We start from the raw sequence: 17,298 nt of genomic DNA, 5'->3' as shown, positions 1-17,298 counted from the left end.
AACAGATGACATCAATTTGTCATCTGTTTGACATCTTTTGATGACAGTTCCTCAAAACAGGAAATATCGCTGCGCCAGAGGCAAGGACACGGCAGGCTCGCAGGTCAGCAGCAGGCCATCGGCACGGACCTGATAGGTTTGGGCATCGATTTCCATCACGGGCATGTAGTGGTTGTGCACCATGTCGGCCTTTTTGACCGTACGGCATCCCTTGACCGCCACCACTTGCTTCTTGAGTCCGTAGTGCGACGGCATACCTGCAGCGATGGCGGACTGGCTCATGAAAGTGAGTGATGTGCGGGCCACGGCGCCCCCAAACGACCCAAACATGGGGCGGTAGTGCACAGGCTGGGGGGTAGGGATGGACGCATTGGGGTCGCCCATGGCCGCCGCGGCAATGAAGCCACCTTTGAGGATGAGACTGGGCTTGACGCCAAAGAAGGCGGGGCGCCACAGGACAAAATCTGCCCATTTGCCTTCTTCGATGCTGCCAACCTCGTGTGACACGCCATGCGCCAAGGCCGGATTGATGGTGTATTTCGCCACGTAACGCTTGATGCGGGCGTTGTCGTGGCGGTCGGTGTCACCCGGCAGCTTGCCGCGTTGGGCTTTCATCTTGTGGGCGGTCTGCCAGCAGCGCAAGACCACCTCGCCCACGCGGCCCATGGCCTGTGAGTCGGAGCTGAACATGCTGATGGCACCCAGGTCATGCAGGATGTCTTCGGCGGCGATGGTTTCGCGGCGAATACGGCTTTCGGCAAAGGCCAAGTCTTCGGCGATCGACGCGTCGAGGTGGTGACACACCATGAGCATGTCAAGGTGCTCGTCGATGGTGTTGACCGTGAAGGGGCGGGTCGGGTTGGTGGACGAGGGGAGCACGTTGGGCTCGCCGACCACCTTCATGATGTCTGGCGCGTGCCCACCGCCCGCACCCTCGGTGTGGAAGCTGTGGATGGTGCGGCCCTTGAAGGCGGCCACGGTATCTTCCACAAAGCCCGATTCGTTCAGCGTGTCGGTGTGGATCGCCACCTGGACGTCGGTCTCTTCGGCCACGCTCAGGCAGTTGTCGATGGCGGCAGGCGTGGTACCCCAGTCCTCATGCAACTTCATGCCGATCACGCCGGCGTCGACCTGTTGGCGCAGCGCCTCGGGCTGACTGGCGTTACCCTTGCCCAGGAACCCTAGGTTCATCGGGAAGGCTTCAGCCGCCTTCAACATCATGGCGATGTTGTCGGGGCCTGGTGTGCAGGTGGTGGCGAAAGTGCCCGTGGCGGGGCCGGTGCCGCCACCGATCATGGTGGTCACGCCACTGTTGAGCGCCTCATCTATCTGCTGAGGGCAGATGAAGTGAATGTGTGTGTCGATGCCACCTGCGGTGACGATCATGCCTTCAGCGGCAATGATCTCGGTGCCGGGGCCAATGACGATGTCCACCCCCGGTTGAACGTCCGGGTTGCCGGCCTTGCCGATTTTGACGATGCGGCCCGCCTTGATGCCGATGTCGGCTTTGACGATGCCCCAGTGGTCAAGGATGAGGGCGTTGGTGAGCACGCAGTCGGCGGCTTCCATGGCGCCCGGGCCATTGGGGATCTGGCTCTGGCCCATGCCATCGCGGATGGTTTTGCCGCCGCCAAACTTCACTTCTTCGCCGTAGCCCCCGGCGCGGAGGGTGTAGTCGTGTTCAACCTCCAAAACGAGGTTGGTGTCGGCCAGTCGCAGGCGATCCCCGGTGGTGGGGCCGAACATTTCGGCATAGGCGCGACGGTTAATGCTTGCCATCTTGTGGGGTCCTTTGCGAATCAGAGTTGGCCTTGCACCAAGCCACGGAAGCCGTAGACGGTACGACCGCCGGCGTAGTCGACCAGTTCGACGGTGCGTTGTTGGCCAGGCTCAAAGCGCACGGCGGTCCCCGAGGCAATGTTCAGACGCATGCCGCGGGCGGCCTCCCTGTCAAAGCGCAGGGCGGCGTTGGTTTCGGCAAAGTGGTAGTGCGAGCCAACCTGGATCGGGCGGTCGCCTGCATTTTCAACAACCAGGGTGAGCGTGCGCCGACCTTCGTTGATGGCGAGATCGGGGCCGTCCGTGAGCAGTTCACCGGGGATCATGGGGATTCCTGTGGAGGTGTCGGTTGTTCAGATCACAAAACGGTCGCCATCGCGGGCATCAGCAAAGAGCCGCCCAGGAGTGCCACCGCGGCACCCGCAGCGCGCGCCAGCCACTTGGCAGGGGTGCGTTGAGACTGTTGGAGATGTTGGCCGATCCACATGCCGGTGCCATGCAGCATCAGGGTGCTGATCACCATGCCGGCAAGGGCCGCGCCCATGTGACCCGAGAGTTCTGCGCCGTGCGCCAGGCCGTGGTACAGGGCAAACATGGCCATCAACGCGGCGCCCAGCAGCGTGGACAGGTGCAGGCGTGTGGCCACCAGAAGGCCGATCACCAGCAGAGATGCGGCGATCATGGGTTCCACCGCGGGGGTCTGAATGCCCATGGCGCCCAGGACGCCACCCATCAGCATGGTGCCTGCAAAGGCAAGGGGGGCCGACAGGGTGCGCCGATCCATGCGTTCGGATCTGGCGGACAAGGTGCTCCATAGTCCGACACTCAGCATGGCGGCCAGGTGGTCCAGTCCGGTGAAAGGGTGAATGGCGCCCTCGGCCAAGCTGCTGAGGAGATCGGCATGGTGGCTGTGCACGCCTGCCTCTGCACCAAGGTGCGCCATGGCCAAGGGGGAGGCCAGGGCAGCGGCGGTACCGGCCAGCGTCAATACGGTGCGGCGATTCAGGATGCTCGTCATGGTGTTGGGTCTGTCTGGTCAATGAATGGATTCAATGCACGAAAGTGGTGCAATGGACGCTTGACTGATTCGTGGCGTCATGCAATGGGTTGGTGCACGGTCACCAACTTGGTGCCGTCCGGGAAGGTGGCCTCGATCTGAATGTCGGGAATCATGTCCGGAACGCCTTCCATGACCTGATCGCGGCTGAGTACCGTTTTGCCGTCACTCATCAACTCGGCCACGCTCTTGCCATCCCGTGCGCCTTCCATGATGAAGGCAGTGATAAGGGCGACGGCCTCTGGGTAGTTGAGCTTCAGGCCACGAGCGAGCCGGCGTTCGGCCAACAGGGCGGCGGTGAAGATCAGGAGCTTGTCTTTTTCGCGTGGGCTGAGATCCATGTGCTGTGTCCTTGACGCCTGGGGGGGCGACGGTTGCGTCGGCATTGAACTTGCGGTGTTCAAGGCGCGCTATGAACATCACTATGCAAAACCCAGACCCGCTTCGTCTAGCCCCCGATGTGCCGGGGGAGGGCGAGGCTGCCACCCAGCAGGAGGCCTTGCAGCGTGTGGTCAAGGTTCGCCGGGACTACAACACCTGGGTTGCGAGCGAGACCATGGAGGACTATGCCTTGCGGTTCACGCCCCGCTCGGCGCGTCGTTGGAGTGAGTGGCGGGTGGCCAATACGGCTTTTGGGGTGGCGTCGTTTTTGGTGCTGGAGGCCGTGGGGGCCACCTTGCTGGTGGAGCACGGCTTTGTGAACGCCTTCTGGGCCATTCTGGCCACCGGGTTGATCATTTTGCTGGCGGGGGGGCCCATCAGTGTGTATGCCGCCCGACATGGGCTGGACATGGACCTGCTGACGCGGGGGGCGGGCTTTGGCTACATCGGCTCCACCATCACGTCGCTGATCTACGCCTCGTTCACCTTCATTTTCTTTGCGCTGGAAGCCGCGGTGATGGCCTACGCCCTGGAGTTGGCCTTTGATGTGCCGCCGGCGTGGGGCTATCTGATCTGTGCGCTGGTGGTGGTCCCGCTGGTGACGCACGGGGTAACCATCATCAGCCGCTTGCAGTGGCTGACGCAGCCCATCTGGTTGGTGATGCTGGTGCTACCCTATGTGTATGTGTTCCATGCGCATCCGAATGTGGTGCAGGACTTGATGGCCTATGCCGGCGCAGACGGCACACACGCTGGCTTCGACCTCAAGTCCTTTGGTGCGGCCTTGACCGTGGGCATTGCGCTGATCACGCAGATGGGCGAGCAGGCGGACTACCTGCGCTTCATGCCCGAATCGCGCGAGGGCGAAAGGGCCAAATGGTGGACCGCCGTCTTTATCGGGGGGCCGGGTTGGGTCATCCCAGGTGTGTTGAAGATGTTGGGCGGAGCGCTGCTGGCGTGGCTGGCGATTTCGTATGCCGTGCCGGTTGAGCGGGCAGTGGACCCCAATCAGATGTACTTGGTGGCGTGGGAGAAGGTGTTTCCCAACCCGACCTGGGCGGTGGCGGCGGTGGCGGCCTTCGTGGTCATCTCGCAGATCAAGATCAATGTGACCAACGCGTATGCCGGGTCACTGGCGTGGTCCAACTTCTTTGCCCGTTTGACCCACAGCCACCCCGGGCGCGTGGTGTGGGTGGTGTTCAACGCCGTGATTGCCTTGCTGTTGATGGAGTTGAACCTGTTTCAGGCGCTGGGCAAGGTGCTGGGTTTGTATTCCAACCTGGCCATTGCCTGGATGATGGCTGTGGTGGCGGACCTGGTGGTGAGCAAACCCATGGGGTGGTCGCCCAAGGGCATTGAGTTCAAGCGCGCGTACCTGTATGACATCAACCCGGTGGGCGTGGGTGCGATGGGACTGGCCTCGGTGGTGTCGGTCATGGCCTACGTGGGCTGGCTGGGCGAATTGGCGCAGGCCTTTTCTGCAGTGATGGCCATGGTGGTGGCATTTGTCACCGCGCCGTTGCTCGCCTGGGCGACTCGGGGAAGGTATTACCTGGCACGACAGCCGGCGCCGCTCGATGAGCACGAGGGGCGTCCTTTGAGTCGTGTCATCAAGCTGAAGGCCTTGCACCGCTGTACCGTGTGCGAACAGGAATACGAGGCGGAAGACGTGGCGCAGTGCCCGGCCTACCAGGGCTTCATCTGCTCATTGTGTTGTTCGCTGGATGCGCGTTGCCAGGACCTGTGCAAACCCCATGCGCGCTGGGGGGAAGAATGGCGATCACTGGGGCGTGCGTTGATGCCTCAGGCGCTGTGGCAGCGGCTCGACACCGAGTTGGGGCACTTTCTGTTGGTCATGCTCGTGCTGGGGCCGCTGTTGGCGGGGGTTTTCGGTCTGGTCTATCAGCAGCAACTGCGCGAGCTGGACGCCTTGCCGGTCGCGGCCACGGGTGCAGCCACGCAGGTGCTGCAGGCAGCCTTCATCAAGGTCTTTGCTGCCTTGTTGCTGGTGGTGGGGGTGGTGGCCTGGTGGCTGGTGTTGACGCACAAGAGCCGGCAGGTGGCCCAAGAGGAGTCCAACCGGCAGACCCATTTGCTGGTGCAGGAGATCGAGTCTCACCGCATCACGGACCAGAAGCTGCAGGATGCCAAGAGCGCTGCGGAGCAGGCCAATCAGGCCAAGAGTCGCTACATCACCACCATCAGCCACGAGTTGCGCACGCCTCTCAATGGCATCTTGGGCTACGCGCAGCTGCTGGATGAAGACCCCAAGCTGGCTGACAACGTCAAACAGGCTGTGGGCGTGATCAAGCGAGGTGGAGACCACCTGCTGTCGTTGATCGAGGGCACGCTGGACATCGCGCGCATTGAAAACGGCAAGCTCACGCTGGAGGTCAAACCGGTCAGACTGGGCGACTTGCTGCATCAGATCACCGGGCTGATCGAGCATCAGGCTCAAGCCAAGCATCTGACCTTTGTGGCCGACATCGATCCGTCTTTGCCCGAGTATGTGCGAGCGGACGAGCGCCGGGTGCGGCAGATTTTGCTCAATGTGGTGGGCAATGCGGTCAAGTTCACCACGGTGGGGCAGGTGACGCTCAAGGTGCGTTATGCCCGTGAGATCGCGCTGGTAGAGGTGACCGATACCGGCCCGGGCATTGCACCCGCAGAGGTCGAGAAGATTTTTGAGCCTTTTGCGCGTGGGTCGTCGGCCGCGGGGCAGTCTGTGGGCGGTACCGGCCTGGGGCTGACCATCAGCAAGATGCTGACCGACCTGATGGGCGGCGAGATGAGCGTGCGCAGCGAAGTAGGCAAGGGCACCTGCTTCCGCATCCGACTCTTTTTGCCGGAGGTGCGCGGCGCAGAGGTGGTGCGCAAGGTGCAAACGGGTGTGCGCACCGGGTATGCCGGCGCGCGTCAACGCATTTGGGTGGTGGACAACGAAGAGGCCGACCGTGGCTTGCTCGTTCGCATCCTGGAGCCCTTGGGCTTCGAGGTGCAGGCGCATGCATCCGGGGTGGCGTGTCTGCAGGCGCTGAGGCTGGCCCGCGCAGCCGATTTGCCGCATGCCTTTTTCATGGACCTGGCCATGCCGGGCCTGGATGGCTGGGCCACGTTGAAAGCCATTCAGGACGAGGGCTTGAGCACAGCGCCCGCTGCCATCGTGTCGGCCAATGCGTTTGACAAGACCTTGGACAACGACGTGGGGATCACGCCTGACGACTTCTTGGTCAAGCCCGTTCGGGTCAGTGAGTTGCTGGACTGGCTGGGGCGAAGGCTGAATCTGGAGTGGGTGATGGCCGAGCGGTCGTCGGTGCCCCTGCCGGCCTCTGCGCCCGCAGAAGCGCAGGTGTTGCCCAATCTGGAGGCCCTTCGGCAGTTGGAAGATCAGGTGCACACCGGCTATGTCCGAGGGGTGCACAAAATGCTGGACCAGATGGAGGCGGCTGAGCCGCAATGTGCCCCCTTTGTGGCCAGGATGCGTGGGCTGGCCAAGCAGTTTCAACTGGAAACGATGGCCAATATTTTGAAATCACTCATTGAGCAGGCACCGCCGGCGGACGCGGTGACCCACCATGTTTGAACGATTAGACCGAAGCCGCACGGACGTGGTGCTCATCGTCGACGACGTGCCGGACAACTTGTCCCTGCTGCACGATGCCTTGGATGAAGCGGGCTATACCGTGCTGGTGGCCACCCATGGCGAGGCCGCGCTGCAGCGTGCCAGCCAGTCGGTGCCCGACATCATCTTGCTGGACGCGGTCATGCCCGGCATGGATGGCTTTGAGGTGGCCCGACGCCTGAAGGCGCAGCCAGAGACCAGCCACATCCCCATCGTGTTCATGACCGGGCTGACCGAGACCGAGCACGTGGTGGCTGCCTTTCAGGCGGGCAGCGTGGACTATGTGGTCAAGCCCATTCGTCCCCGAGAGGTGCTGGTGCGCATCGAGGCCCACATGGCCAGCGCCCGGCAGGCTCGGCAGGCGCGCAATGCGCTGGATGCGTTTGGGCATGCGTCGCTCACGGTGCGTTTGTCTGACGGGCGGGTGCTGTGGCAAACCCCTTTGGCGCGGCGTCTGTTGCAGCGGTACTTCGATTCGCCTGAATCGGTGGCGCCGGCCGAGTTGATGGACTGGTTGCGCTTGGCGGTGCCGCGCTTTGAGCAGGATGTAGCCCAGGCGCAAGGTGCGGTCACGCAGCCGCAGTGGGCGGTGAATCAGGGCAACAATCGCCTCAGCTTTGTGCTGCATCAGCCTACCGGCGACGACGAGTGGTTGCTGGTGATGCAGGAAAGCTCTGACCTGGCTGCGATGGATGCCTTGAGTCAGGAGTTCAAGCTCACCGCCAGAGAAGGCGAAGTCTTGTACTGGGTGGTGAAGGGCAAGACCAACCGCGACATTGGCGACATCCTCGGCAGCAGCCCGGCCACGGTCAAGAAACAGCTGGAAAGCGTGTTTGCCAAGATGGGTGTGGAGACTCGCACGGCCGCCGCCGGGCTGGCCTTGAGCCGCGTGGTGCAACTCAAGGCGCGTTAGGTCTGGGCACCTTCTGCAGGGCCCGCTGTAGCCGCGTCGAGGCCACAGCCAGTGTGGTCTGGTGAATGGCAGCCAGTTCAGACCAGCGTGCCTCAAAACCCTCTGCGGCGCGCCACAGGGTGTCGACCTGACTGGCCACGACGATGTCATTGCCGCCTTCGTCGGACTCGAAGGACAGTACGGCGCCGTCAAACACACGCCCCACACGTTTGAGGATCTCGCGCGTTTGCTCGGTATCAGCCTGCACATTGGCCACCATCACACCCTGCGGGGAGAGAGCTGCCCGCACGCGACGGTAAAAGCCGGGCGAGCACAGTGCGTCAGGGATGCCTTCTCCGGTGAAGCCATCAACCAAGATGACGTCGTAAGACTGCGAGGGCTTGCTGAGAAACGCCGCGCCATCGGCGCAGAGGATGCGTGAGCGTTCGTCGTCTGGTGGGATGCAGAAGTCCTGGCGCAGGTCGATCACGCCGGGGTTGATCTCGACCGTGGTGATGTCGGTGCCGAGCAAATGTCGGTGCACGTATTTGTGAATGGATCCGCCACCGAGGCCAATCATCAGGATGTGTGCCGGATTCGAGTTGAGCAGCAGAAAGCTCATCATCGCCCGGGTGTAGTCCAGCACCAGTTCATCGGGGTCGGCCAGGCGCATGCAGCTCTGGATGAGCGAGGACTCGAAAGACAGCGAGAGGGTCTGGCTGTTGCTGTGCAGCCGTGCGTGTTCAGACATGGCGGGAGTGTCGCATGGTCGCTCCTGGTCCGCCGCGCGTACGCCGCTCGTACGCCATGTGGCGTATTTCTCATTTTGGAGGGGGTCGGCACACTGAATCCATACCGATTTCGTTCAACCCACCGCTTCAAAGGAGCGACCTCAAATGAACATCTCTCGTCGCAGTGCTACCGCCTCCCTGACCGCCGTTGCCCTGGGTGTGGCCGGTCTGGCTTTCAGCTCGCTGGCTCAGGCCGCCGACACCATCAAGGTGGGCGTGCTGCACTCCCTGTCGGGCACCATGGCCATCTCCGAGACCGTCCTGAAGGACACCGTGCTGATGGCCATTGACGAGATCAATGCCAAGGGTGGTCTGTTGGGCAAGAAGCTTGAGCCCGTGGTGGTGGATCCCGCCTCCAACTGGCCTTTGTTTGCTGAAAAGGCCAAGCAACTGCTGACGCAAGACAAGGTGGCCGTGACCTTCGGTTGCTGGACTTCCGTGTCGCGCAAGTCGGTGCTGCCTGTCTACAAGGAAAACAACGGTCTGCTGTTCTACCCCGTCCAGTACGAAGGTGAAGAGCTCGAGAAGAACGTGTTCTACACCGGTGCGGCGCCCAATCAGCAAGCCATTCCCGCTGTGGAATACCTGATGAGCAAAGATGGCGGTTCGGCCAAGCGCTTCGTGCTGCTGGGCACCGACTACGTCTACCCACGCACCACCAACAAGATCCTGCGCGCCTTCCTGAAGTCCAAGGGCGTGGCTGATGCAGACATCATGGAGGAGTACACCCCCTTCGGTCACTCCGACTATCAGACCATCATCGCCAAGATCAAGAAGTTCTCTTCCGAAGGCAAGAAGACGGCCGTGGTGTCCACCATCAACGGTGACTCCAACGTGCCTTTCTACAAGGAACTGGGCAACCAAGGTCTGAAGGCCAAGGACGTGCCCGTGGTGGCCTTCTCGGTGGGTGAAGAAGAACTGCGCGGTGTGGACACCAAGCCTCTGGTCGGTCACCTGGCTGCCTGGAACTACTTCATGTCCATCAAGAACCCGACCAATGCCGAGTTCATCAAGAAGTGGTCCGAGTACGCGAAGTCTCACAACATCGCGGGTCACAAGGACAAGCCTTTGACCAACGATCCGATGGAAGCGACTTACATCGGCATCAACATGTGGGCACAGGCTGTGAAGAAGGCCGGCTCGACCGATGTGGACAAGGTGATCAAGGCCATGGCTGGCCAAACCTTCCCGGCTCCTGGCGGCTTCATGTCCAAGATGGATGAGAAGAACCACCACCTGCACAAGCCCGTGTTCATCGGCGAAGTGAAGGCGGACGGCCAGTTCAAGGTGGTGTGGAAGACCCCAGGTCCGGTCAAGGCCCAACCTTGGAGCCCTTACATCCCCGGCAACGACAAGAAGAAGGACGAGCCGGAAGCCAAGTGATCCGGGTCCGTTGATTCTTGCGAGCGCCCGCCCTCGCCAACGGCGGGCATCAGTGGAAACAGAGCGGTTAGCCCCGTTGGCGGGTACCCAACGGGGCTCTTTTTTTGACCGTTTCAACCATGCAGGACAAACCTGTGACATTACATACTTGGTTATCGACGCTGGGTGCGGCGGTGGTTCTGGCCCTGTCGGCTGCCGTGCCGGCCGCCCATGCCCTGACGGCTGAAGAGGCCTACGCCATCTCCGGTGGCGATAACGACGCCCGGATCGTGGCGTTGCAAAAGCTGGCGCCCAAAGGGGACCCGGCTTTGACGCCTTTGCTGCAGGCCTTGATGAGCGATGCCGTCAAGGTGTCAGGGCAAAAGGTTTACATCATTCAAGACGATGGCTCGGCAGTGGATGCCACGACCGGGCAGGCGGTGGCCTTGCCCGCCGATGCCGAAGATGTCGTCAACAACAACCGCATGAGCAGCGAGATCGAGGCGGCGCTGGCAGCGGGCAAGCTGGCGTCCACGGATGCCACGGTGCGGGCCGAGGCGATTGAGTCGCTGGCGGCAGCCGCTGACGAGTCCAAATTGCCCGTGATTGACAAGGCTTTGGCGAGCGAGAAGGACGAAGCCTTGCTGAAGAAGCTCAAGGCGGTGCGCAACAAGGCCCTGCTGGCGGCCGAAGATCCTGCTCGCCGCATCGAGGCTGCGAAGGCGCTGGGCGAAGACGCCAGTCCAGATTCCCGTGCGCTGCTGATGGAGCGTCTGCAAGAGGGTGTGGAGTCGGACGCGGCCGTGAAGGGCGCCTTGTTGGCCGCACTGGACAAGGTCAACCGCCAACTGGCTTGGGGTGAATATGCTGGCGTGCTGTTCACCGGCGTGAGCCTGGGCTCGATTTTGCTGCTGGCGGCCTTGGGCTTGGCCATCACCTACGGCTTGATGGGCGTGATCAACATGGCCCATGGTGAGCTGATGATGATCGGTGCCTACGCCACGTTCGTGGTGCAGAACCTGTTCCGTCAATACCTCCCCGGTCTGTTTGACTGGTATCTGTTGCTGGCGGTGCCGATGTCATTTCTGGCAGCTGGCCTGGTGGGGGCGGTGTTGGAGCGCACGGTGTTCCGCTTCCTGTACGGCCGGCCACTTGAAACGCTGTTGGCCTCTTGGGGCGTGAGCCTGGTGCTGATGCAGTTGGTGCGCACGGTGTTTGGCGCGCAGAACGTGCAGGTGGAGAACCCCAACTGGATGTCGGGCGGCTTGGATGTGCTGAGCAACCTGACCTTGCCTTACAACCGTCTGGCCATCATCGCCTTTGCGGCGGCTGTGCTGGTGGGCATGACCTTGTTGATTGCCAAGACACGCATGGGCTTGTTTGTGCGCAGCGTGACCCAGAACCGCCCGATGGCGTCGTGCATGGGGGTGAACACCGCCCGAGTGGACACGATGGCGTTTTCGCTGGGCGCCGGGATTGCAGGTCTGGCGGGGTGCGCCTTGTCCCAGATCGGGAACGTCGGACCGGATCTGGGCCAGAACTACATCGTGGACTCGTTCATGGTGGTGGTGCTGGGTGGTGTCGGCCAGATCGCTGGCACGGTGTATGCCGCCTTGGGTCTGGGCCTGATCAACAAGTTCCTGGAAGGGTGGGCGGGGGCCGTGCTGGCCAAGATCATGGTGCTGGTCATCGTGGTGGTCTTCATCCAGAAGCGCCCACAAGGTCTGTTCGCCATGAAGGGCCGCAGTGCCGAAGCCTGAGGACACAAACATGAGTGCAGTGATGACTTCTTCCATGCCGTCAGGTGTGACCGTGCCCGGCAGTGCGCTGGGCGCCAAGGGCTGGACGGCCGTGATGGCCGCCGTGATCTCCGTGGTGGTGCTGGCGCCCGTCTTGAATTTGCTGGTGCCGGTCGACTCGGCCTTCCATTTGTCGGACTATGCCCTGTCGCTGGTGGGCAAGATCATGTGCTACGCCATCTGTGCGTTGGCCATGGACCTGATCTGGGGCTATACCGGCATCCTGTCGCTGGGACATGGCTTGTTCTTTGCGCTGGGTGGCTACGCCATGGGCATGTACCTGATGCGTCAGATTGGCCGTGACGGCAGCTATGGCGCGGACATCCCGGACTTCATGGTCTTCCTGGACTGGAAGACGGTGCCTTGGCACTGGACCTTGAGCGAGTCCTTCATCGGACAGATGCTGCTGGTGGTGCTGGTGCCTGGCTTGCTGGCCTTCGTGTTCGGCTTCTTCGCCTTCCGCTCGCGCATCAAAGGGGTGTATTTCTCCATCATCACCCAGGCGATGACGTATGCGTCGATGCTGCTGTTTTTCCGTAACGAAACGGGCTTTGGCGGCAACAACGGCTTCACCGACTTCAAGCGCATTCTGGGCATCCAGCTGGCGCAGCCGTCGACGCGCATGGTGCTGTTCGTGATCACCGGCCTGACGCTGATTGGCTTCTTCCTGATGGCGCGCTGGTTGGTCAACACCAAGTTTGGCCGGGTGCTGCAAGCCATTCGTGACGCTGAAAACCGCGTCATGTTCTGCGGCTACAACCCACTGGCGTACAAGCTGGCCATCTGGACGCTGTCTGCCGTGATGTGTGGCATTGCGGGGGCTTTGTATGTGCCGCAGGTGGGCATCATCAACCCGAGCGAAATGTCGGTGGCGTCGTCGATCGAGATCGCGATCTGGGCGGCCGTGGGTGGGCGCGCCACGCTGATCGGGCCCATCATTGGTGCGTTCTTTGTCAACGGCGCCAAGTCGTGGTTCACCGTGGCTTTCCCCGAGTTCTGGCTGTATTTCCTGGGCGCGCTGTTCATTGCCGTGACGCTCTTCCTGCCTGACGGCATCGTCGGCGGCATCAAGAAGCTGTTCAACAAGAAAGCCGAGGTGAAGGCATGACCCCCGAACTGATGGAAGAGGGCTCGGCGGTACGAGCCCGTGCTGAGAAAGCAGTGGATCACGCCGGGGAGTCGGGTGGTCGGGAGGCCGCTTACGGCCGCGTTCTGGAAGCCGGCAAGCTGGACCTGACCCATGGCCGCATCCTGTACCTTGACGACATCGAGGTGAGCTTTGACGGTTTCAAAGCACTGAACAAGTTGTCGCTGGACATTGCCGTGGGCGAGATGCGCTGCATCATCGGTCCCAACGGCGCGGGCAAGACCACGATGATGGACGTCATCACCGGCAAGACGCGCCCGGACAGTGGTTCGGCGTTCTTTGGGTCGACCATTGACCTGCTGAGCCTGCGCGAAAACGAAATTGCGCAGATCGGCATTGGCCGCAAGTTCCAGAAGCCCACGGTGTTCGAGCAGCTGAGTGTGTTTGAAAACCTGGAGCTGGCGTTGAAGGCGGATCGCCGTGCCCGGTCGTCGGTGTTCTTTCGCTTGAGCGGTGAGCAGCTCGATCGCATCGGGGCCATGTTGCAGCTGATCCACCTGAAGGATCAGGCCCAGCGCACAGCAGGGCTGTTGTCGCACGGGCAGAAGCAGTGGCTTGAAATCGGGATGCTCTTGATGCAGGACCCGAAGCTGCTGTTGCTCGATGAGCCGGTGGCCGGTATGACCGATGAAGAGACCGAGCGTACGGCGGAGCTGTTCCTGTCACTGGAAGGTGCGCATTCGCTGGTGGTGGTCGAGCACGACATGAAGTTCATTCACGAGCTGACCACGCAAGGCGCCAACGCGGCCAAGAAGAAGGTCACGGTGTTGCATGAGGGCTCGGTGCTGGCCGAGGGGACACTGGCTGAGGTGCAGTCCAACGACAAGGTCGTTGAGGTGTATCTGGGCCGATAAGGGAAAACAAGATGCTGACAGTCGAAGCCGTTAACCAGTACTACGGGGGCTCGCACATCTTGCGCGGGCTGGATTTCGAGGCCAAGGTGGGTGAGGTCACCGTGGTGTTGGGCCGCAATGGCGTGGGCAAGACCACCTTGCTCAAGAGCCTGATGGGGCTGGTGCCCATCAAGTCGGGTGCGATCAAGCTGGACGGGCAGGCCATTGACAAGCTCAAGCCCTACGAGCGGGTGCGCCTGGGGGTGGGCTATGTGCCTCAGGGGCGTGAGATTTTCGGACGCCTGACGGTGGCCGAAAACCTGCAAATGGGTTTGGCGAGCAAAGCGGGCAGCACGCCGATTCCCGAGCAACTCTTTGAGTTGTTTCCGGTGCTCAAGCAGATGATGCATCGCCGGGGCGGTGACTTGTCCGGTGGTCAGCAGCAGCAACTGGCGATTGCACGTGCCTTGGCTGCGGGTCCCAAATTGCTCATCCTGGACGAACCCACGGAAGGGATCCAGCCCAGCATCATCAAAGATATCGGCCGGGCGATCCGCAAGCTGGCGGATGAAGGGCTGAACGGTCAGAAGATGGCGGTGGTGCTGGTGGAGCAGTTTTATGACTTCGCCGCCGAACTCGCCGACCAGTATCTGGTGATGGAACGTGGCGAGGTGATTCAACGTGGCCGCGGGCAGGACATGGAAGCCGAAGGCGTGCGACAGTTGATGGCGATTTGAGTGTGGGCGAGGGCGGAATGCCCCGCGCCTGTGTCAGGAGAGAGGCCAGCGGTTAGACTCTGGCCTCTTTTATTTTTGTGTCGCTTTTTGAAAGGGCAAGCCATGGCTGTCGTGACCACCACCTCCGGACTGCAATACGAAGACGTTACCGTTGGTAGCGGCGCTGAAGCCAAGGCCGGCAACTTTGTGTCGGTGCATTACACCGGCTGGTTGTACGAAGGCGGCGTGCGTGGCGCCAAGTTCGACTCGAGCAAGGATCGTGGTCAGCCTTTCGAATTCCCTCTGGCTGCCGGTCATGTGATCCGTGGTTGGGACGAGGGCGTGCAAGGCATGAAGGTGGGTGGCACCCGCATTCTGGTGATCCCTCCTCAACTGGGTTACGGTGCCCGTGGCGCAGGTGGCGTGATCCCTCCCAACGCCACGCTGATGTTTGAAGTCGAACTGCTGGGCGTCTGATCCATCATGTTTGCCCCCAGTCAAGAGCAGGTTCGCCGTTTCTTTTGTGAGGCCTGGGCCAAGCACTTGGCTGGCCAGCCACTGACGCCGCTGGAAGCGCAGGCAGTGGACTGGATGGTTCAGCATCCTGAATACCATCAGGATCTGGCTGACGTGGAGGCCGCCGTGGCCGCCATGTACACCGTGGAGGAGGGGAGAACGAATCCCTTCCTGCACCTGTCGATGCACCTGTCCATCACGGAGCAGGTCAGCATCGACCAACCCCGCGGCATCAAGGCTGCGGTGGAGCGCTTGGCGCACAAGCGCAACTCTCTGCACGAGGCGCACCATGAGGCTATGGAAGCGCTCGGCGAGATGGTCTGGGAGTCTCAACGCTCCGGCAAGCCCTTTGACGGGCAGTCCTACATCGACCGGGTGTCGATGCGCGCGACGCGTTAACTGACCTTCTGTTTGTTACATCCAGCCATGCATGGAACGGTGCAGGTGGCGTGCTGCCTGCTTGCTTGACGCGGATATTTGGCGCGTCAGGCGGTTCCGGTGGTCTGAAAGGTTTGTGAACCGTCAAAAACTGTGATCTTTGGCGCAAAGCACAGCTGTCTTTTAAAGATTAGGAGCAAATTGGTCGATACACTGGTGTTGTTACAAATAGGTACAGTAAGGCCAAGCCATGCCCGTCCTCGTCAAATCTGCCGGATTCATCACAGCCATCTGGGGAGAAGCCTTCCGACGCTTGCCCGACGGTCGCATGGAGCAACTGAAGGTCGGCGACAAGGTGGAGGAGCATGAAGTCATCCTGACGACTCAGGACGGCATCGTGCAGATTTCGCCAGAAACGGGTGGCTTTGCTGCGGCGAAGGCCAAGTTGCTGGCAGGTGACATCGACAAGGCCATTGAAGGTCTGCAGTCTCAAGATGAAGATGCTGCCCCTGCTGCGGGTTTGACTGGTGGTGGCGGGAGTGCGCTCTCGGAAGGCTATCGCGTTGACCGTGTGGCTGAATCTGTGGGCGGGGCGCAGCAAGAGTTCAACTTCGCGGGAACGTCGAGTTTGGACAGTGCTTCAGCAGCGCCGACGGGTTTGATCCTGGCGCAGCCTGTTGCGGATACCACCGCGCCAACGGTCAGTGTCAACGCGCCTGACAACACCAGTGACACCACGCCGACCATCAATGGAACCACGAGCGCGCCAGTAGGCAGTACGGTCACCATTCAGATTGTCGATGCGGGTGGCGGCACGCAAACTTTGACGACGACGGTTCAACCCGGTGGCGTCTATTCTGTAACGCCCACCACCGATATTGCCGAGGGCCCCTACACCGTCAAGGCGAGTGTCACCAGCGCGACAGGCGTGCCGGGTGTGGCCATTGATGCGGGCAATGTGGACACGACGGCGCCGGGGATCACGGTCAATGCGCCAGACAACACCGCCGATTTGACGCCCACCATTATTGGTGTCACCGATGCACCTGCCGGCAGCACGGTGACGTTGATTGTGCTTGATGCCATGGGTGCGACGCAGACACTGACCGCCGTGGTTCAGGCTGACGGCTCCTACAGTGCCACGCCGAGCACGCCGCTTGCAGAAGGTGCCTATTCGGTTGCAGCCAGTGTGTCGGATCCATCAGGCAACGTTGGTCATGCCACGGATGCGGGTGGTGTCCAGATGGCGATACCAACTGTCACTGTGACAGCGACAGATGTGTCAGAAGGCGCCGTGACAGTGGGTACCCCTGTTGCGACGTTTGTTGGCGCGGATGCTGACGCAGGCGACACGTTGAGCTATGCACTGCTCAACAATGCGAACGGCTATTTCGCGATCTCAGGCAATCAGGTGGTCCTGACTGCAGCCGGCGTGGCGGCGGTCAATGATGATGCGCTCAACCTGACTAATTTGACTGTGACGGTTCAGGTGACCGATGCCATTGGTCACACTTCGAGTGGCTCAGACGTTGCAGATGTGGTGCGCGTCAATGATGCGCCAGTGTTGAGCTTGGCGACGCCTGTGCAATTGACCGAGGGCGGCGCTACTGCGGGTATCGTGGTGACGACGGCCAGCGCCGTCGATCCCGAGGGTGACAAGTTGACGTACAGCCTGACGGCAGGCAGCGATCCGAAGGGTTACTACAGCATCGACGCGGACACCGGTGTGGTGACGCTGACGCAAGCGGGTGCCGATCTGGTGAACGCCGGTGGCGACCTGCCGGCCGTGAACGTGACCGTGACCGACGGTCAGGCCTCGGACACCGAATCGGTGAACGTGCCCGCCACCGTGGACGTCAACGACGCCCCCGTGTTGAGCCTGACAACGCCGACGGCGCTGACAGAAGGCACGGCCACAGTCGGCCAAACGATCACGACGGCCTCGGCGACGGATGAAGACGGAGACAAGCTGACGTACAGCCTGACGGCAGGCAGCGATCCGAAGGGTTACTACAGCATCGACGC

15 protein-coding genes are annotated in these 17,298 nt (G+C 61.5%); 10 read left to right on the top strand and 5 right to left on the bottom strand.

Annotated features, from left to right (window positions below; all coding sequences use genetic code 11):
* Nucleotides 1-51 precede the first annotated feature (51 nt).
* The 4 genes from ureC to ACOYNB_RS03330 all read right to left on the bottom strand — a co-directional run bounded on the left by ureC (nt 52) and on the right by ACOYNB_RS03330 (nt 3,177).
* Nucleotides 52-1,779 (bottom strand): urease subunit alpha, encoded by a 1,728-nt coding sequence (gene ureC, locus ACOYNB_RS03345; protein WP_422837704.1) that lies wholly within the window; start codon nt 1,777-1,779, stop codon nt 52-54.
* Nucleotides 1,780-1,799: 20 nt separating this feature from the next.
* Nucleotides 1,800-2,105: an urease subunit beta gene (locus ACOYNB_RS03340; protein WP_422837703.1), complete on the bottom strand. Its 306-nt coding sequence runs from the start codon at nt 2,103-2,105 to the stop codon at nt 1,800-1,802.
* 32 nt (nt 2,106-2,137) lie between these two features.
* Nucleotides 2,138-2,797 (bottom strand): HupE/UreJ family protein, encoded by a 660-nt coding sequence (locus ACOYNB_RS03335; RefSeq protein ID WP_422837702.1) that lies wholly within the window; start codon nt 2,795-2,797, stop codon nt 2,138-2,140.
* Between the two features lie 77 nt (nt 2,798-2,874).
* Entirely contained in the window at nt 2,875-3,177 is a 303-nt protein-coding gene (locus ACOYNB_RS03330) for an urease subunit gamma (RefSeq protein WP_374259004.1), read from the bottom strand.
* Nucleotides 3,178-3,260: 83 nt separating this feature from the next.
* Between ACOYNB_RS03330 and ACOYNB_RS03325 the strand changes: the two genes are divergently transcribed.
* Together ACOYNB_RS03325 and ACOYNB_RS03320 are read left to right on the top strand one after the other, a co-directional pair.
* Nucleotides 3,261-6,800 carry an ATP-binding protein gene (locus ACOYNB_RS03325; RefSeq protein ID WP_422837701.1) on the top strand — a complete coding sequence of 1,180 codons (3,540 nt, stop codon included), beginning with the start codon at nt 3,261-3,263 and terminating at the stop codon, nt 6,798-6,800.
* Nucleotides 6,793-7,752 carry a response regulator gene (locus tag ACOYNB_RS03320; RefSeq protein WP_422837700.1) on the top strand — a complete coding sequence of 320 codons (960 nt, stop codon included), beginning with the start codon at nt 6,793-6,795 and terminating at the stop codon, nt 7,750-7,752. Before ACOYNB_RS03325 ends, ACOYNB_RS03320 begins: the two co-directional genes overlap by 8 nt.
* Here ACOYNB_RS03320 and ACOYNB_RS03315 read toward each other — a convergent pair.
* Nucleotides 7,739-8,482, bottom strand: a complete 744-nt coding sequence (locus tag ACOYNB_RS03315; protein ID WP_422837699.1) for a fused MFS/spermidine synthase — start codon at nt 8,480-8,482, stop codon at nt 7,739-7,741. The genes ACOYNB_RS03320 and ACOYNB_RS03315 overlap by 14 nt on opposite strands.
* Nucleotides 8,483-8,627: 145 nt before the next feature.
* Here ACOYNB_RS03315 and urtA point away from each other — a divergent pair, with 145 nt between their 5' ends.
* The 8 genes from urtA to ACOYNB_RS03275 form a co-directional block, all read left to right on the top strand.
* Complete coding sequence (gene urtA, locus ACOYNB_RS03310; RefSeq protein ID WP_422837698.1) at nt 8,628-9,905, top strand: urea ABC transporter substrate-binding protein; 1,278 nt, start codon at nt 8,628-8,630, stop codon at nt 9,903-9,905.
* 134 nt (nt 9,906-10,039) lie between these two features.
* Nucleotides 10,040-11,644 (top strand): urea ABC transporter permease subunit UrtB, encoded by a 1,605-nt coding sequence (urtB, locus tag ACOYNB_RS03305; RefSeq protein WP_422837697.1) that lies wholly within the window; start codon nt 10,040-10,042, stop codon nt 11,642-11,644.
* A 10-nt stretch (nt 11,645-11,654) separates the two neighbouring features.
* Complete coding sequence (gene urtC / locus ACOYNB_RS03300) at nt 11,655-12,791, top strand: urea ABC transporter permease subunit UrtC (RefSeq protein ID WP_422837695.1); 1,137 nt, start codon at nt 11,655-11,657, stop codon at nt 12,789-12,791.
* The gene (urtD, locus tag ACOYNB_RS03295; RefSeq protein WP_422837694.1) at nt 12,788-13,684 is read left to right on the top strand and encodes an urea ABC transporter ATP-binding protein UrtD; all 897 of its coding nucleotides are present in this window, start codon (nt 12,788-12,790) and stop codon (nt 13,682-13,684) included. The genes urtC and urtD overlap by 4 nt, the downstream gene beginning before the upstream one ends.
* An 11-nt stretch (nt 13,685-13,695) precedes the next feature.
* Nucleotides 13,696-14,400, top strand: a complete 705-nt coding sequence (urtE, locus tag ACOYNB_RS03290) for an urea ABC transporter ATP-binding subunit UrtE (protein WP_422837692.1) — start codon at nt 13,696-13,698, stop codon at nt 14,398-14,400.
* Nucleotides 14,401-14,502: 102 nt separating this feature from the next.
* Nucleotides 14,503-14,856 (top strand): FKBP-type peptidyl-prolyl cis-trans isomerase, encoded by a 354-nt coding sequence (locus tag ACOYNB_RS03285; protein ID WP_374259303.1) that lies wholly within the window; start codon nt 14,503-14,505, stop codon nt 14,854-14,856.
* A 6-nt stretch (nt 14,857-14,862) separates the two neighbouring features.
* Nucleotides 14,863-15,294, top strand: a complete 432-nt coding sequence (locus ACOYNB_RS03280; RefSeq protein ID WP_422837691.1) for a DUF1841 family protein — start codon at nt 14,863-14,865, stop codon at nt 15,292-15,294.
* Nucleotides 15,295-15,523: 229 nt separating this feature from the next.
* On the top strand, nt 15,524-17,298 hold a 1,775-nt coding region (locus ACOYNB_RS03275), incomplete at its 3' end, for an Ig-like domain-containing protein (protein WP_422837690.1).

The organism is Aquabacterium sp., assembly GCF_049317225.1.
In the GTDB taxonomy this organism is placed as follows: Bacteria; Pseudomonadota; Gammaproteobacteria; order Burkholderiales; family Burkholderiaceae_C; genus Aquabacterium.
This window is presented reverse-complemented; position numbering and strand designations above follow the sequence as displayed.

Bases quoted from the DNA above. Each gene is read 5' to 3' on its own strand.
- urtE (WP_422837692.1), top strand. From the start codon at position 13,696: ATGCTGACAGTCGAAGCCGTTAACCAGTACTACGGGGGCTCGCACATC.
- ACOYNB_RS03280 (WP_422837691.1), top strand. From the start codon at position 14,863: ATGTTTGCCCCCAGTCAAGAGCAGGTTCGCCGTTTCTTTTGTGAGGCC.
- urtA (WP_422837698.1), top strand. From the start codon at position 8,628: ATGAACATCTCTCGTCGCAGTGCTACCGCCTCCCTGACCGCCGTTGCC.
- ACOYNB_RS03315 (WP_422837699.1), bottom strand. From the start codon at position 8,482: ATGTCTGAACACGCACGGCTGCACAGCAACAGCCAGACCCTCTCGCTG.
- ACOYNB_RS03325 (WP_422837701.1), top strand. From the start codon at position 3,261: ATGCAAAACCCAGACCCGCTTCGTCTAGCCCCCGATGTGCCGGGGGAG.
- urtC (WP_422837695.1), top strand. From the start codon at position 11,655: ATGAGTGCAGTGATGACTTCTTCCATGCCGTCAGGTGTGACCGTGCCC.
- ACOYNB_RS03335 (WP_422837702.1), bottom strand. From the start codon at position 2,797: ATGACGAGCATCCTGAATCGCCGCACCGTATTGACGCTGGCCGGTACC.
- ACOYNB_RS03340 (WP_422837703.1), bottom strand. From the start codon at position 2,105: ATGATCCCCGGTGAACTGCTCACGGACGGCCCCGATCTCGCCATCAAC.
- urtD (WP_422837694.1), top strand. From the start codon at position 12,788: ATGACCCCCGAACTGATGGAAGAGGGCTCGGCGGTACGAGCCCGTGCT.
- ACOYNB_RS03320 (WP_422837700.1), top strand. From the start codon at position 6,793: ATGTTTGAACGATTAGACCGAAGCCGCACGGACGTGGTGCTCATCGTC.
- ACOYNB_RS03330 (WP_374259004.1), bottom strand. From the start codon at position 3,177: ATGGATCTCAGCCCACGCGAAAAAGACAAGCTCCTGATCTTCACCGCC.
- ureC (WP_422837704.1), bottom strand. From the start codon at position 1,779: ATGGCAAGCATTAACCGTCGCGCCTATGCCGAAATGTTCGGCCCCACC.
- ACOYNB_RS03285 (WP_374259303.1), top strand. From the start codon at position 14,503: ATGGCTGTCGTGACCACCACCTCCGGACTGCAATACGAAGACGTTACC.